This is a genomic window from Leucobacter exalbidus, from assembly GCF_017834145.1.
In the GTDB taxonomy this organism is placed as follows: domain Bacteria; phylum Actinomycetota; class Actinomycetes; order Actinomycetales; family Microbacteriaceae; genus Leucobacter; species Leucobacter exalbidus.
This window is the reverse complement of the sequence record NZ_JAFIDA010000001.1, coordinates 868,108-883,276: the sequence shown is the minus strand read 5'-3', so window position 1 is coordinate 883,276 and position 15,169 is coordinate 868,108. Positions and strand designations below refer to the sequence as shown.

The following is a 15,169-nucleotide window of genomic DNA, read 5'->3' as shown; positions in this document are numbered from 1 at the left end:
TGCGTTGAGAAGATTCGCAGTATTTCTGCTTGCTAGAAATATCGCGAGATGCCACCATAGGGGGCATGACTCTGACAGACATCGACACCGCGGTCGAACCTGGCGACGCCCTCACCCTCGGGCGCCGCGTGCGTGAGCGCCGCATCGAGCTCGGCTTCACCCTTGAGCAATTGGCCGCCGCGGTAGACCGGGCACCCTCGCAGCTCTCGGCGATTGAAAACGGGAAGCGCGAACCCAAGCTGCCGCTGCTGCGCGCCATCGCCCAAGCACTCTCCTCGACCATCGACGAGCTGCTCATCGAAGAAGCGCCGAGCGAGCGGGCCGCCCTCGAGATCGCGGTCGAGCGTGCCCAGCGCGGCGCCGTGTTCGAATCACTCGGCCTCGCGCCCATTCGCGTATCGAAAGCGACGAGCGACGAAACACTGAAGGCGCTGCAGGGCCTCCACCAAGAAGTGGAGCGGCTGCACCGTGAACGTGCGGCGACCCCCGAAGAGGCGCGGCGTGCCAACACCGAGCTGCGCCGTGAAATGCGCGTGGTGGGCAATTACTACCCTGATCTTGAACGTGCGGCCTCAGGGCTGCTCGATTCGGTGGGGTACGTCGGGGGACCGGTGTCGCAGCAGTCGATTTCAAACATCGCCGAAAAGCTCGGGTTTAGCCTGCACTACGTCACCGATATTCCGCACTCCACACGCTCGGTCATCGACCGGCGCAACGGACGCATCTATCTGAGCGCCAATCTGCCCTCGCGCGACGCACGCGCCCCCGTGCTGCGGGCCCTCGCTGGGGTGGTGTGCGGGCACGAAGAACCCGGCAGCTACGGTGAGTTCTTGAGGCAGCGCGTAGAAGCCAACTACCTCGCGGGTGCGGTGCTCTTGCCCGAGGGAGCGGCCGGTGACGTACTGCGGCGGGCCAAACAAGAACGGCACATCTCAATGGAAGACCTGCGCGATGCCTTCGGCGTCTCATACGAGATGGCAGCGCACCGTTTCACCAACCTCGCCACCGAGAAGCTCGACCTGCGCGTGCACTTCATGAAGGCGCACGAATCGGGCACCCTGATCAAGGCGTACGAGAACGACGGGGTGCGGTTTCCCTCTGACGCTCTCGGCAACTTTGAAGGTGCATCGGTGTGCCGCAATTGGACGGCTCGCACCGTATTCACGCAGCCCGACCAGTTCAACCCCTGGTACCAGTACACCGATATGTCGGCCGGCGGCACCTACTGGTGCACCTCGCGCCTCGAGAAGGCAAAAGAGGGCCTGTACTCGGTGAGCGTTGGCGTGAGATTTGAAGACGTGAAATGGTTTCGCGGCCGCGAAACCACCCACCGCACCAGCTCAAACTGCCCCGACGACCGCTGCTGCAAGCGTGCCTCGGGTGAACTCACCCGTAAGTGGGAAAGCGCGGCCTGGCCCGAAGCGGCCACCCCCACCAGTCTCCTCGCCGCGCTTCCCACGGGCACATTTCCCGGCGTGGATGCGAACGAGGTGTACTCCTTCTTGGAGCGCCACGAGGCCTCGCGGTAGGCACGCCACGCGCGGTGCCAGATTCTTGTGACAGATATGGCCTCGCGACGTGCATAAGCCTAGGTAGCTGCGATAGCGTAGAGAATACAAGGGGCGGAAGCCCGTAGGTCACGAGTTTGGAAGTAGGTGGGACATGAACACTGAATTTCATGCCCGGCGATCCGACAACACTGAGGCGCGTGCAACTCAGCAGTTTCGCGACGACCTGGGGGCCATGATTCGGGCCCATGCCACAGACCTCACTGTTGACGAACGCGAAGCAGTCGAAGCGCTTCCCTCAGGCGCTGCGCTGCTGGTTGTGCGACGCGGCCCCGACCTGGGCGCGCGCTTCTTGCTCGACCGCGACGTCACCGTTGCAGGGCGCCACCCCGCCGTCGATATTTTCCTCGACGACGTCACCGTGTCGCGCCGTCACACCGAATTTCGCCGCAAGGGCACCGCGTTCAGCGTGGTCGACCTCGGTTCGCTGAACGGTACGTTCTGCGATAGCTCACGCATCGATCACGAACTCGCGCTGAATGACGGCGCAGAAGTGCAGATTGGCAAGTACCGCTTCACGTTCTTCGCCTCGCGATTCGACCTGGTAGAGAGCGCGTAGGGTGGCATTACCCCAGGCTGAGCAGTCGTCGCGCGAGCTCTTAAGCATCGGTCAGGTGCTTGAGCTGCTGCGCGACGACTTCTCAGACCTCACGCCATCAAAGCTGAGGTTCCTCGAGGAGCAGGGCCTGGTGACGCCGTCGCGCACGAAATCTGGTTATCGGAAGTTCGCTCAGTCACACGTCGAACGACTGCGCATGATTCTCGAGCTGCAGCGCGAGCACTACCTGCCGCTGAAAGTGATCGCTGAGGTTCTCGAAGAGGTTGATGCCGGGCGCGATCCGGTGATCCCTGGCGCTGCCCCGCGCAGCGTCTCGAGCATCTTGACCCCGCACCGCCTACTGAGCGGCCAAGAGCTGTGCCGCATTACCGGCGCCTCGAACCGATTCTTGGGCGAGGCCGTCGCGGCCGGCCTGATGCCGGCCGTTGAAGTGTTTCCGCGTGAAGCTGCCGCGCAGCTCACCTCGCTGCTGCACCTCGCCGAGCAGGGCATCACCCCGCAGCACCTGCGTGCGCTGCGCGTGGCCGCCGAACGCGAGGCCGAGCTGATCGCCCACGCCGTGGCGAGCCGCGGCATAAAAACCTCCACGCCTCAGGGCCTCGAAGACTCGCTCGAGCTCGCTGCGCACCTCGAAACGGTGCGCTCCGGCGTGTTGCGTCGGCGGTTTGGCGCGGCATAACCGGCCCTGTTTCCGCACGAAATCAACACTCTTTTTGCAGTCACGCTCGACACGCACAAACTGGGGTGCGGCGGTCGTTGCTTCAGGGGTGTCTGGTGGGTAGCGTTATGTAAGTTCGGCGCAGTTTTCTGCGCCACTGAGATGGGGGAAAGGGACGTGATGGAGAACACTGAGCCGCGTGCTACTGACGCGCAGCCAAGCTCGATCGCGCAAGACTCTCCCTCGTTCGACGGTCTGACGCACCCCAACCTGAACGGGTACAAGGGCAACACTGCGGCTCGTGCCGCGGGCATCAGCTACCGTCAGCTTGACTACTGGGCACGTACCGGGCTGGTTGAGCCCACGGTGCGCGGCGCCAAGGGGTCGGGCTCACAGCGGCTCTACGGCTTCCGCGACATTCTCGTACTGAAGCTCGTGAAGCGACTGCTCGATACAGGCATCTCGCTGCAGCAGATTCGCACGGCCATCGCGCAGCTGCACGAGGCCGGCGTGCGCGACCTGTCACAGACCACCCTCATGAGCGACGGCGCCAGCGTTTACCTGTGCACCTCAAGCGACGAGGTCATCGACCTGGTGAGCCGCGGGCAGGGCGTGTTTGGCATCGCCGTGGGTAAGGTGCTGCGCGAGGTCGAGAACTCCCTCGTCAGCATGGACGAGCACCGCGAAGTGGGCGAGGCCGATGGCGTCGACGAGCTCGCGCACCGCCGCACCGCGAAGAAGAAGATTTCCTAAGCGCCTCGCGCACTAAAAACCCCCGCTGGCTTTCGTCGTAACGAAAACCAGCGGGGGTTTTATTGTGCTGAGAGGACTACCGGTCGGAGCTCATGCTGGCTGAGCGCAGCACGCGATCGAGAATGGTGTCGAAGTTGGCGGCCATCTCTTGCGAGGCCTCGCCCGGCCACATGTGCACGGGCTTCGCCGCACCCTGTGCCTGCTGCAGTGAGGGGCGCTCGGGCAGCTGAGGGTTCAGCACGAGGGGGCCAAACATCTCGCGCAGCTCGCGAATGCGGAACTGGTGCTCGGGCGACGACGGCTGCGTGCGGTTGATGAGAATGCCCAGGGGCTGCAGGCGGGGGCTGACGCCGCGCCGGATCTCTTCAATCGCGCGCAGCGCACGGTCGGTGGCGGCCACGGCGAACAGGCTGGGCTCGGCGACGACCAATACGCGGTCGCTGGCGGCCCACGCGGTGCGCGTGAGGGCGTTCAGCGAAGGCGCGCAGTCGATGAGCACGAGGTCGTACTCGCTCTCGAGGATTGCGAGGGCTTCTTCAAGCTTCCAGATATCGCGCGTCGACGGGTGCGGCCCGTCAAAGTTGATGGAGGAGGGGCTGCCGACCATGAGGTCGATGACGCCGCCCTCGTGGTAATCGGACCAGCCGCTGTGCGCGATTGCGGCGCGCACAGTTTTCTCTTTGGGTCCCTCGAGGACGTCTGCAACGCTGGCGAACCCCTCGGGGTTGACCGCCAGGCCCGTCGACACATCGGATTGGGGATCGAAATCAACCACCAGGGTCCGTAGGCCGCGCGAGAACGCAGCAGAAGCGAGGCCGAGCGTCACTGTGGTCTTACCGACGCCGCCCTTTAGGGAGCTCACACTCAAAACATGCACGTTCCGAGTGTAGTCGATCAGCCTGGGGAGCGGGCCGAAGATTCTGCGGCGTGCCCCGATTTTGGGGGTGCGGCACTCGGTAGAACCGTCAAATGCTTGGAGAAGTGGGCGAAGCATGTATCTTGATATCAAACAAGTTCACGGGCCTGGGCAGCCGAGATGCAGTGATGAAACAGAGGAGTTTTTCGTATGTTCAAAAAGGTACTTGTCGCCAACCGAGGTGAAATCGCGATCCGCGCGTTTCGAGCTGCACATGAATTGGGTGCGCTCACGGTTGCCGTCTTCCCTTACGAAGACCGCAACTCGCTTCACCGGCTTAAGGCAGACGAGGCTTACCTTATTGGTGAGGTCGGCCACCCGGTGCGGGCGTACTTGAACGTTGATGAGATTGTGCGCGTCGCGAAGGAATCGGGCGCAGACGCGATTTACCCCGGTTACGGTTTCCTCTCTGAGAACCCCGAGCTTGCCGCGGCCGCAGACGCCGCCGGTATTCGCTTCATCGGCCCGGGCCGCCTGGCACTTGAAATGGCCGGTAACAAGGTAGCGGCGAAGAAGCACGCGATCGCCGCTGGCGTTCCCGTACTGAAGTCGACCCCTCCCTCCACCGATCTTGACGAGCTGATCGCCGGTGGCCGCGAAATCGGTTTCCCGCTGTTCGCGAAGGCGGTCGCCGGGGGCGGCGGGCGCGGCATGCGCCGCGTGGAACGCGAAGAAGATCTGCGCGAGGCGCTGGTATCGGCCATGCACGAGGCCGAAAACGCATTCGGTGACGGCACGATGTTCATCGAGCAGGCCGTGCTGCGCCCCCGCCACATCGAGGTGCAGATCCTCGCCGACAGCACCGGTGCCACCGTGCACCTGTTCGAGCGTGACTGCTCGGTGCAGCGACGCCACCAGAAGGTCGTTGAGATTGCCCCGGCGCCCAACCTGTCTCAGGCTAAGCGTGACGAACTCACGCGCGACGCGATCGCGTTCGCGAAGTCGATCGGGTACGAGAACGCCGGCACCGTTGAGTTCTTGCTCGACACCGAGGGTGAGCGCGCAGGCGAGCACGTCTTCATCGAGATGAACCCGCGTATTCAGGTGGAGCACACCGTGACCGAAGAGGTCACCGATGTTGACCTCGTGCGCGCACAGATGCTGATCGCCTCGGGCTCTACGCTCGAGGAGCTCGAGCTGACGCAGGATCGCATTCAGCTGCGCGGCGTGGCTCTGCAGTGCCGCATCACCACCGAAGACCCCGCAAACGGGTTCCGCCCTGACCTCGGCCGTATCTCGGCCTACCGTTCACCGGGCGGTGGCGGCGTACGCCTCGACGGCGGCACGATCGACGTGGGTGCACAGATCAGCCCCCACTTCGACTCGATGCTCGCCAAGCTCACCTGCCGTGGCCGCACGTTCGCTGACGCAGTTGCCCGCGAGCGCCGCGCGCTCGCCGAGTTCAGAATTCGCGGCGTCTCCACGAACATCCCGTTCTTGCAGGCCGTGCTCGCCGATGAGGCCTTCCAGGCCGGTGATGTGTCGACCGCGTTCATCGGTGAGCGGCCCGAACTGCTCGCCATGAACAAGCCCAAGGACCGTGCCACGCGCCTGCTACAGCACGTTGCCAACGTCACGGTGAACCAGCCCAACGGCCCGCGCCCGGTACACGTTGATCCGGGATCGAAGCTGCCGAAGATCGATATTTCGCAGCCCGCCCCCGCAGGCGCTCGCCAGCGGTTGCTCGAGCTTGGCCCCGATGCGTACGCGAAGGCCCTGCGTGAGCAGAAGGCCCTCGCGGTCACCGAGACCACGTTCCGCGATGCGCACCAGAGCCTGCTCGCGACCCGCGTGCGTACCCGCGATCTGGCCCGCGTTGCGCCGTACGTTGCTCGCGCGACGCCCGAGCTGTGGTCGGTTGAGGCCTGGGGCGGTGCGACGTATGACGTCGCGCTGCGCTTCCTCGGCGAAGACCCCTGGGAGCGCCTCGCCACGCTGCGCGCGGCCATGCCCAACATTCCCATCCAGATGCTGCTGCGCGGCCAGAACACGGTCGGCTACACGCCGTACCCCGCCAACGTCGCACGCGGCTTCGTTGCCGAGGCCGCTGCGACCGGCGTTGACGTATTTCGTATCTTTGACGCGCTCAACGACGTCAACCAGATGCGCGTCGCCATTGACGCGGTGCGCGAGACCGGCACCGCTGTCGCCGAGGTCGCCATGGCGTACACCGGCAACCTCGCGAGCCCCGCAGAGAACAAGTACACGCTCGATTACTACCTGCGTCTCGCCGACGAAATCGTGGCCGCTGGCGCGCACGTCATCGCGATCAAGGACATGGCGGGCCTGTTGCGCCCGCAGGCCGCCAAGACGCTCGTGACCGCGCTGCGCGAACGCTTTGACCTGCCCGTGCACCTGCACACCCACGACACGCCTGGTGGCCAGCTCGCGACGCTGCTCGCTGCGGCAGAGGCCGGGGTCGATGCCGTCGACGTCGCCTCAGCCCCGATGTCGGGCACCACGAGCCAGCCGTCAATGTCGGCGCTCGTGGCGGCGCTTGCCGACACCGAGCGCGACACCGGCATCTCGCAGGACGCAGTGTACGCACTCGAGCCCTACTGGGACTCGGTGCGCGCCCTGTACAAGCCCTTCGAGTCGGGGCTGCCCTCGCCGACGGGTCGCGTGTACACGCACGAGATCCCCGGCGGTCAGCTCTCGAACCTGCGCCAGCAGGCCATCGCGCTGGGCCTCGCCGACAACTTCGAGAAGATCGAAGACATGTACGCGGCGGCCGACCGCATTCTGGGCCGCATCCCTAAGGTGACCCCGTCGTCGAAGGTCGTCGGTGACCTCGCCCTGCACCTCGCAGCGGTTGACGCCGACCCGGCAGACTTCGAGGCGAACCCCGGTTCGTACGACGTACCCGATTCAGTGGTGGGCTTCTTGGCCGGCGAGCTGGGCGAAATTCCCGGTGGCTGGCCCGAGCCCTTCCGCTCGAAGGTGCTCGCCGGTCGCCCCGCAACGCGTGAAATCGCTGAGCTGACGGCCGAGGATGAGGCGCTGCTGCAGGTGCCTGGCCTTGATCGCCAGGCGGCGCTGAACCGCCTGCTGTTCCCCGCGCCCACGAAGCAGTACGAGGAGTCGCGCGAGAAGTACGGCGATCTGTCGGTGCTCGACACCTCTGACTACCTCTACGGCCTCGAATCAGGCAATGAGCGCACCTTCGATCTGTCGCACGGTGTGCGCCTGTACGTGGGTCTCGAAGCCATCGGTGAGGCCGATGACAAGGGCGTTCGTACCGTTATGGTGCGCCAGAACGGCCAGCTGCGCCAGGTCTACGTGAAGGACGAATCGGTCGCGGTTGATACTCCGGCTGCCGAGCGTGCTGACCGCACCAACCCGGGCCACACTGCGGCACCCTTCTCGGGCACCGTCACGGTGAACGTTGCGGTCGGTGACACGGTCGAGATCGGCCAGCCCGTCGCCACCATTGAGGCGATGAAGATGGAGGCCGCCATCACGGCGACCGCCGCTGGTACGATCGAGCGTCTCGCCTTCACCGGCACGCGCGGCGTCGACTCGGGTGACCTGATCGCCGTAATTAGCTAACTGAGCCGCTAAGCTCGGTTGCTATGGCTATTCGAGATATTCGTCTGTTCGGTGATCCGGTGCTGCGCACGGTGTGCGAGCCGATTGGAACCATCGATGATGGGGTGCGAGCCCTCGTGAGCGATCTGTGTGACTCTGTCGCATTTGATGGCCGCGCGGGGCTCGCCTCCACGCAGATTGGGTACCAGCAGCGGGCGTTCAGCCTGCACATCGACGGCAAGATCAGCTATGTGCTGAACCCCGAGATCGTTGATCTCGCGGGTGAGCCGGTGGCGACGGGGGAGGGCTGCCTGTCGGTGCCTGACCTGTGGTTCGATGTGATGCGGTACCCGACGGCGACCGTGCGCGGCATCGACCTCGACGGTCGCGAGATCGTGATCTCGGGGTCGGGGCTGCTCGCGCAGGCCCTGCAGCACGAGTGCGATCACCTCGATGGCAAGCTGTATATTTCACGCCTCGACCGTGCCACGCGCGGCGAAGCGATGCGTCAGATTCGCACGTCGAGCTGGTTCTAGAAGGCAGGTTCTGCGACTTCGAGGCTGCCGGCCTCGAAGTCGTGGAACCTCGCCCATGCTGCGACGGCCGCGTCAAGCCCCCGCGGCGCGAGCTGCTCGCCCGCGAGCGGTGTCGCCACGATGTGGCTGCCGTGGGTCTTGGCGCGGCGCCAGGTGCCCCGGGTGATGCCGTCGGCGACGACGGTGGCACGAAACACCCCGTTGCGGCCAGGCACGATTTCGCTGAACTGTGTTGACTGCAGCTGCGGCCTGCGCTCGGTGTACCCGAGCAGGTGCTCGTCGAACGCGGTGAGCAGCTGCCACGAGGGTGTGCCGCTGCCATCATGAGCTCCGCCACCAGTGCCGCCGCCGCCACCGGCAACGGGTGTACCCAGTAGCTCAGGGGCGATCCAGTGCGCTCCAGCCTCATCGGTGTGCACCGCGGTGACCGTCTCCGATTCAACAGCGAGCGCGAAGGCCCGCGCCGATTCGCGCATGGTGAGCCCCGTCCACCACGCAAAGTCTTTCGTGGTGACCGGGCCACGGGCCCGCGTGTAGCGTGCGGCAAGCTCTTCAAGTGCTTCGTCACCTAACAATGCCCGTGGCTGCACCTGCGCAGACGCGAACCAATCGTCGGCGTGCACCAGCAGGGGCTCTTTCGCGAGCGTGCCGTCGACACGGGTGAGCGGGCCCTGTGTGGCGAGCCCGTTCTGGCAGATCCACCACACTAACAAGTAGCGCCAGGCCGGCCGCCACTCGACACCTGCCTCGGTCCATGCCTGCGAGAGTTCATCGCGGGTCAGCCGGGCCCCGCCCGCGAGTGCCGCAAGCGAGACCTCGGTCAGCCGCTCATGCAGGGCTTCGCTGAGCCCGAGAAGCTCACGGCGCTTGGGCACGCCCCGCAGCAACTTCGCCTCGGTGGTGCGTTGCAGCCACCCGATGTCTTCGGCCGCGCACAGGTGCACCGTGCCGCGCATCGGCCACGACCTGACGATCGCACCACCGTCGAGCGCGGCGGTGACATCACCCACATGGGTGCCCGGTGCCCGCACCCCCAACGCCCACCGCGACGCCAGCCAGTCTTGCCCCTGCACCGCGAGCATGTGCCGGGCCACCCGGGCAATGCCCTCGGCGCCGGGGTTGTCGCCCGGGCCGGTGCCCCGGCCCTGAATCCGGCCCGGGGCTGCGGGGGTGAGCTGGTGCGGATCCGGATCCACACGCGAAAGCAGCTGCGCACGCATGCGCAGCTGCAGCACCTCGCCGCCGGTGAGCGTAGCAACCATGCGGCCAGTGTACGCGGGGGTTAGCGCATCAGCGAGACCCCGAAGGTAGCGAAGGTGCCAAACACCACACCCCACAGGATGATCGAGATCACCTGCCACAGAATCACCGAGTTCTTGGCGGCGCCGAAGGAGACCATGGCGGCCGAGGTGATCTGGCTCGGCAGGATCAGCTGGCCGAGCAGGCTCACTCCGGGTACGCCGTAGCGATCGAAACGCGCCCGCAGCTTTTCGCGGCGCGGGGAGAGCTCTTTCGCTTCACGCCCCTGGCCCACTTTCGAGCGTACGCCGTGGGCGCTCAGCACGAAGATCAGCATCGAGATGATGTTGCCGACGATCGCGGCGGGGATGGCGACGGCGGGGTGCACTCCGGCGAGGATGCCGATCGCCGAACCGAAGTACGACTCGATAAACGGGATGGCCCCCATCAAGAGCACGCCGACCCACTGAAAAATCTCGGGAAGGGAAGAAGTGAAGCTCTGCAGTGCGTCAATCATGGGGAAGCCTTTCTGGCTGTGGGGGAGTGTTGCGATGGTTCAATCCTCTCGAGTTCGAGCGGGGCGCAGTAGTGTCGTCCTGTCATGACTGTGGAGACAAAATTGCACCGAAGACTCGTGACATTTGTCACGGGTGCGTGGCCTGGGGCGGGCCTAGACTGGGTGAAATGCCAGGGTTACGTTTCGTGAGATCCCCAGATGCGGCGCACGCATCGCAGCAACCGCAGACGCAGCAAGCGGCCCCTGCCGCCCCTGCCGCGCCGGCCGCGCACGCAGGGGTCAACGCCACCTGGGTGTACACGCTTGGCAGCATGGTGTTCTTTTTCGTCGTATTCGACGCAGTCGTCGTGGGTGAACTCACCGAGCAGTATCTGGCCACCGAGTCATGGATCTTCGGCGCGCTCATCGTGGCCGTGCTGATAGCGACCGCCACCCAGATTCGATACTGCTGGTTCTTGCGTGACCAGGGGCTGCCCAGCATCTGGTGGACGGCCGCCTTGGTCGCCCCCGCGTTGGTGTCGTGGGCGCTCGCCTTCTTCACAGGCGAAGCCGCGATTATTGCCGCCACCCCGCTGTGGCTCGCCGCCTCCCTGGTGAGCCTTTTGCTGCCAACGGTCAGACGATGGGCGCTGCTCGCGCTCGCCGCAGCGGTCACTGTGCTGCCCGCCGTCGCTCAGGGGCTACCGGCGGCTGCCTGGTTCAGCCAGGATGCAGGGCCCCGCACCTGGATGCTCGCGATTTACTGCGTTTCGTTGCCGCTGCTGCTGATGGCGAGCGTGTGGTGGTGGCGCGTGGTCGAGCGGCTCGACGACAGTCGCCGCGTGGCGGGTGAGCTTGCCGTCACCCAAGAGCGGCTGCGGTTCGCCGCAGACCTCCACGACATTCAGGGCCACCACCTGCAGGTCATCGCGCTGAAGGCCGAGCTGGCCGAGCGGCTGCAGGGGCACGACGCGGCCGCTTCGGCCGCGCAGCTCGCAGAGATACGTGGCATCGCTAAGGAAGCCCTCGAAGAGACTCGGGCACTGGTGGCTGGGCTGCGCGAGGTCGCGCTCGAAGATGAGCTGGAGAATGCCCGCGAGGTGCTGACGCTTGCGGGCGCAGCATGTTCGCTCGAGATTGATGATCTTGAGCTGCGAGCGCATCCCCGTGTGCAGCGCGTGCTGGCGCTGTGCGTGCGTGAGGGCACCACGAATATTTTGCGCCACAGCGCCGCCACGAGCGCCGCGATCACGCTGCGCCGCGGCGAAACCTCGTTCGATCTGGTGCTGAGCAATAATGGGGCCTCGCAGAATGGCCCGGCGGCGGCCGACGGTGCTCGTGGGGCGGGGCAGCCTCTGGGCACCCTGGGCTCGGGCCTCGCGAGTCTCAAGCGCCGGATCGAGGAAATCGGCGGCACCCTGGTCATCGCGCACGACGCTGATCAGTTCACCCTGCGGGTATGCGTGCCCCACACCGAAATGAGCGGCGCATGATCCGCATGACCCGCACGACCCGCACGATGAAAGCAGACAACGCGTGAGCGCCTCAGCACTTCCCAGCACGAAGATTCGCCTGCTGTTGGCAGACGACGAGCACCTGATTCGCGGTGCCCTCGAAGCGCTGCTGGGCCTCGAACCAGACATCGAAGTGGTCGCGAGCACAGATAACGGGGTGACCGCAGCGCAGCTCGCCCGCGACACCCAACCTGATGTGTGCCTACTCGACCTTGAAATGCCCCAGGCTGACGGGTTGAGCGCCGCACAAGAGATACTGGGGCACGGTGACAGCCGCATCATTATTGTGACGCGACACGCGCGCCCCGGTGTACTGCGCCGCGCGCTCGCCGCACAGGTCGCAGGATTCGTGCCGAAGTCAACGCCGGCGGGTCAACTCGCTAACGTGATTCGGGAGGTCGCGGCCGGTAAACGGTACATTGACCCCGAGATCGCTGCCGCAGCGCTCACGGCCGAACGTTGCCCCCTCACCGACCGCGAGCTTGATGCGCTGCGTGCGTCGCGAATAACGAATAGCGTGCAAGAGATTGCTGGGCACCTGTTCTTGTCGCCGGGCACCGTGCGCAACTACCTCTCGGCGGCGATCTCAAAGCTCGGTGTCAGTTCGAGACATGAGGCCGCTGAGCAAGCCTGGCAGCAGGGGTGGATCTAAGGCTTCGGCCTTGCTGCTTCTCCCATGCTGCCGGGCGAGCGGATACTCGTCGAGCGCCTATTCGTCGATGGTGCGGTACTTACCGTCTGATTCAAAGACGCTGCCGTCTTCACGGACGATACGAATGTTGACGTCGAGGTCTTTGCCCGCGAGAAAGAGCTGTTCATAGGCGAGCGCCGAATCCAGCAGCTCCTGCATCGACTTGGCGTCGCCACCAAACCGCGTGGCGCTCTTGAGATCAGTCAAGACATAAAGATAGGCCGTGATGTAGTCGGGATCGACCTGGTCGCCGCCGGGCACGAGGTCAAGAATGGTGTCATCGCGTCGTGCCTCGAGATACGCGTCGGCAATTTTCTGCACCTCGGCGGCCACCTGAGAAGCGGCAGCGGCATCCTCAGGGGTCGTCTGTGGTGTGACCTCAGGCATCGGCATCGGCGGAATGATCCGCTGGCCGGGTATCTTGCGCGGCTCAGCGGGTTCTGACGGCTCAGGCGAGTCTGGAGCGCCAGGCGCCGCCGAGCCACGATCAGGTGACGCCGTGGCGATCTGCTGGAGCTGCCCCGTCGCCCAGAGCATCGGTGCCACTACCGCGACACCGGCGAGCACCAACACGACCACCGCGCCCACCGCGGCGGGCATAACCCACCGCGGAAGCGGGTGCTGTGGCGCGGGCGGCTGTTCGAAGTGCGGCTGCTCGAACTGTGGCTGCTGGTAGCGCTGTGGCTGCTGGTAGCGCTGTGGCTGCTGCCCGGGCGGAATTTGCTCGGGCAGCGGCGGCGGCGGCGTTGGCTGTGACATGAACGCTCTAGCGTGCGATGGTGGTCAACTCAGTCTGCGGGCGATCGCCGTACAGTTCTGCGATCTCAGACGAGAAATCACGCAGAATGTTTGCACGTCGAATGCTCATCTTGGGGGTGAGGTGGCCGTTGGCCTCCGTGAAATCGATCGGCAAGATGACGAACTTACGAATCGACTCGGCGCGCGATACGTACCGGTTACCCAGATCGATTGCGCTCTGCACCTCTGCGAGTACCTTGGGGTGCCGTGACGCTTCGGTGATCGTCATCAAGGGGTCTTCGCCCACGTTGTTGAGCCACACCGGCAGCATCTCGGGGTCAAGCGTGATGAGCGCCGAGATGAAGGGCTTCTGATCGCCCACGGCGACTACCTGGCTGATAATCGTGTTGGAACGAATCGGATCTTCGAGTGCGGCCGGGGCAACGTTCTTGCCGCCGGCGGTCACGATGATTTCCTTCTTGCGGCCGGTGATCGACAGGTAGCCATCGTCATCGAGGCTGCCGAGGTCACCAGTGATGAAGAAGCCATCCTCGGTGAATGCTTCCTTGGTGGCGGCCGGGTTGTTCCAGTACTCCTTGAACACGTCGATGCCCTTGACCTGAATCTCGCCGTCTTCTGCGATGCGCACGGTGTGGCCAGGGAGAGCGGGGCCAACGGTGCCGATCTTGAACTTATCGGGCAGGTTCACCGTCGCGGGGGCGGTGGTCTCGGTGAGGCCGTAACCCTCAAGGATCTTGACGCCGAGGCTGCGGTAGAAGTGGCCGAGGTAGTGGCTCAGTGGCGCCGAACCCGAAACTGCGAACGACACGCGACCGCCCAGCTTTTCACGCAGTGTGGAGTAGACGAGCTTGTCAAACAGCTTGAACTGGAGGCCCAACAAGAAGGGCACCTTGCCGGCGTCGAGTGCCTCTGAGTGCGCGACGGCGACCTTAGCGGCCTTACGGAAGATCTTGCCCTTGCCCTCGGCCTCAGTTTTTTGCTCGGCCGAGTTGTACACCTTCTCGAACACGCGCGGCACGGCGAGAATGAATGAGGGCTTGAACGATCCCAGTGAGTTGAGCAGCTGAGAGGTATCGGCCTGGTGGCCCACGCGCACGCCAGAGTGCACCGCGAGCACCGAAATGAAGCGGGCAAACACGTGCGCGAGCGTCACGAACAGCAGCGTTGACGCGCCCGGCTGCTGCACAACCTGGTGCATGGCCGCGCCCGCGTTGCGCGAGAGGTCCACAAAGTTTGAGTGGGTGAGCACACAGCCCTTGGGGCGCCCGGTTGACCCTGACGTATAGATCAGCGTGGCGATGTCGCTGCCCACAGCGAGCGAGCGACGGCGCTCGATCTCGTCGTCGGTCACATCGACGCCCGCGGCGCGCAGCTCATCGAGTGCGCCCTTATCGAGACGCCATACCAGTTCAATGTGCGAAAGATCGTCGCGAATTTCTGCGAAACGATCAGCCAGCTCGGCCGACTCGGTCATGATGCCGCGGGCCCCAGAATCCTCAAGGATCCAGTGAATCTGCAGCGGAGACGACGTCTCATAGACCGGCACCATGACGGCGCCGGCGTACATCAGTGCGAAGTCGACGAGGGTCCACTCATATTTCGTCGTGCACATAAACGCGATGCGTTCGCCGGGCTGAACTCCCGCGGCGGCGAAGCCCTTGGCAATGGCCACAACATCGCGCCGAAACTCGGTGGCGGTCAGATCGTTCCAGCTGTCGCCATTGGGCAGTGCGAACAATACGCGGTCGGGCGTCGTTGCCACGCGTTGTTCGAGCAGATCGGTGATGTTGTCATTAGGTATGGCGGGAACAAGTACGGGTGTGTGTGACTGTTTCACGGCAGCTCCTTCGATACCTTCTACAGGCCTCTGGTTCGCGGCAGCTTCTGCCGCGAATATGTCGTTCCAGAGTATACGCACCGCGCTGTATACCGCTGAAGAGGCGCGGCTCGGC

13 protein-coding genes are annotated in these 15,169 nt (G+C 64.7%); 8 read left to right on the top strand and 5 right to left on the bottom strand.

All coding sequences use genetic code 11. The annotated features are described in order from the left end of the window. Nucleotides 1–65: 65 nt before the first annotated feature. The 4 genes from JOF28_RS04060 to JOF28_RS04045 all read left to right on the top strand — a co-directional run bounded on the left by JOF28_RS04060 (nt 66) and on the right by JOF28_RS04045 (nt 3,538). Nucleotides 66–1,529, top strand: a complete 1,464-nt coding sequence (locus JOF28_RS04060) for a helix-turn-helix transcriptional regulator (RefSeq protein ID WP_209704593.1) — start codon at nt 66–68, stop codon at nt 1,527–1,529. 133 nt (nt 1,530–1,662) lie between these two features. Next, entirely contained in the window at nt 1,663–2,127 is a 465-nt protein-coding gene (locus tag JOF28_RS04055; protein ID WP_209704592.1) for an FHA domain-containing protein, read from the top strand. A 1-nt stretch (nt 2,128) separates the two neighbouring features. Continuing rightward, nucleotides 2,129–2,806 (top strand): transcriptional regulator FtsR, encoded by a 678-nt coding sequence (gene ftsR / locus JOF28_RS04050; RefSeq protein ID WP_209704591.1) that lies wholly within the window; start codon nt 2,129–2,131, stop codon nt 2,804–2,806. Nucleotides 2,807–2,965: 159 nt separating this feature from the next. Then, nucleotides 2,966–3,538: a MerR family transcriptional regulator gene (locus JOF28_RS04045; RefSeq protein WP_209706756.1), complete on the top strand. Its 573-nt coding sequence runs from the start codon at nt 2,966–2,968 to the stop codon at nt 3,536–3,538. Nucleotides 3,539–3,614: 76 nt separating this feature from the next. Here JOF28_RS04045 and JOF28_RS04040 read toward each other — a convergent pair whose 3' ends face one another. Next, entirely contained in the window at nt 3,615–4,415 is an 801-nt protein-coding gene (locus tag JOF28_RS04040) for a ParA family protein (protein WP_209704590.1), read from the bottom strand. A 189-nt stretch (nt 4,416–4,604) separates the two neighbouring features. Between JOF28_RS04040 and JOF28_RS04035 the strand changes: the two genes are divergently transcribed. Beyond that, a complete protein-coding gene (locus tag JOF28_RS04035) occupies nt 4,605–8,003 on the top strand; it encodes a pyruvate carboxylase (protein ID WP_209704589.1) in 3,399 nt (1,132 codons plus the stop codon). A 23-nt stretch (nt 8,004–8,026) separates the two neighbouring features. After that, nucleotides 8,027–8,518 (top strand): peptide deformylase, encoded by a 492-nt coding sequence (gene def / locus JOF28_RS04030; protein ID WP_209704588.1) that lies wholly within the window; start codon nt 8,027–8,029, stop codon nt 8,516–8,518. Here the strand turns inward: def and JOF28_RS04025 are convergent. Then, nucleotides 8,515–9,780: a winged helix DNA-binding domain-containing protein gene (locus tag JOF28_RS04025; RefSeq protein ID WP_209704587.1), complete on the bottom strand. Its 1,266-nt coding sequence runs from the start codon at nt 9,778–9,780 to the stop codon at nt 8,515–8,517. The two genes, def and JOF28_RS04025, sit on opposite strands and share 4 nt — an antisense overlap. Nucleotides 9,781–9,800: 20 nt before the next feature. Then, complete coding sequence (locus JOF28_RS04020) at nt 9,801–10,274, bottom strand: small multi-drug export protein (protein ID WP_209704586.1); 474 nt, start codon at nt 10,272–10,274, stop codon at nt 9,801–9,803. Between the two features lie 185 nt (nt 10,275–10,459). On the opposite strand from JOF28_RS04020, the gene JOF28_RS14790 reads away from it, so the two are divergent. Both JOF28_RS14790 and JOF28_RS04010 read left to right on the top strand, forming a co-directional pair. Beyond that, the gene (locus JOF28_RS14790; RefSeq protein WP_342452074.1) at nt 10,460–11,746 is read left to right on the top strand and encodes a sensor histidine kinase; all 1,287 of its coding nucleotides are present in this window, start codon (nt 10,460–10,462) and stop codon (nt 11,744–11,746) included. 43 nt (nt 11,747–11,789) lie between these two features. Beyond that, nucleotides 11,790–12,419, top strand: a complete 630-nt coding sequence (locus tag JOF28_RS04010) for a response regulator (protein ID WP_342452073.1) — start codon at nt 11,790–11,792, stop codon at nt 12,417–12,419. Between the two features lie 57 nt (nt 12,420–12,476). Here the strand turns inward: JOF28_RS04010 and JOF28_RS04005 are convergent, their stop codons facing one another. Both JOF28_RS04005 and JOF28_RS04000 read right to left on the bottom strand, forming a co-directional pair. Then, nucleotides 12,477–13,217: a hypothetical protein gene (locus JOF28_RS04005; protein WP_209704584.1), complete on the bottom strand. Its 741-nt coding sequence runs from the start codon at nt 13,215–13,217 to the stop codon at nt 12,477–12,479. A 7-nt stretch (nt 13,218–13,224) separates the two neighbouring features. After that, nucleotides 13,225–15,054, bottom strand: a complete 1,830-nt coding sequence (locus JOF28_RS04000) for an AMP-dependent synthetase/ligase (RefSeq protein ID WP_209704583.1) — start codon at nt 15,052–15,054, stop codon at nt 13,225–13,227. Nucleotides 15,055–15,169: the final 115 nt, after the last annotated feature.

What these genes read in the sequence shown, in the direction of transcription:
- JOF28_RS04060 (WP_209704593.1), top strand. Translation starts at nt 66, where the DNA reads ATGACTCTGACAGACATCGACACCGCGGTCGAACCTGGCGACGCCCTC.
- JOF28_RS04055 (WP_209704592.1), top strand. Translation starts at nt 1,663, where the DNA reads ATGAACACTGAATTTCATGCCCGGCGATCCGACAACACTGAGGCGCGT.
- JOF28_RS04045 (WP_209706756.1), top strand. Translation starts at nt 2,966, where the DNA reads ATGGAGAACACTGAGCCGCGTGCTACTGACGCGCAGCCAAGCTCGATC.
- JOF28_RS04035 (WP_209704589.1), top strand. Translation starts at nt 4,605, where the DNA reads ATGTTCAAAAAGGTACTTGTCGCCAACCGAGGTGAAATCGCGATCCGC.
- def (WP_209704588.1), top strand. Translation starts at nt 8,027, where the DNA reads ATGGCTATTCGAGATATTCGTCTGTTCGGTGATCCGGTGCTGCGCACG.
- JOF28_RS04025 (WP_209704587.1), bottom strand. Translation starts at nt 9,780, where the DNA reads ATGGTTGCTACGCTCACCGGCGGCGAGGTGCTGCAGCTGCGCATGCGT.
- JOF28_RS04020 (WP_209704586.1), bottom strand. Translation starts at nt 10,274, where the DNA reads ATGATTGACGCACTGCAGAGCTTCACTTCTTCCCTTCCCGAGATTTTT.
- JOF28_RS04005 (WP_209704584.1), bottom strand. Translation starts at nt 13,217, where the DNA reads ATGTCACAGCCAACGCCGCCGCCGCCGCTGCCCGAGCAAATTCCGCCC.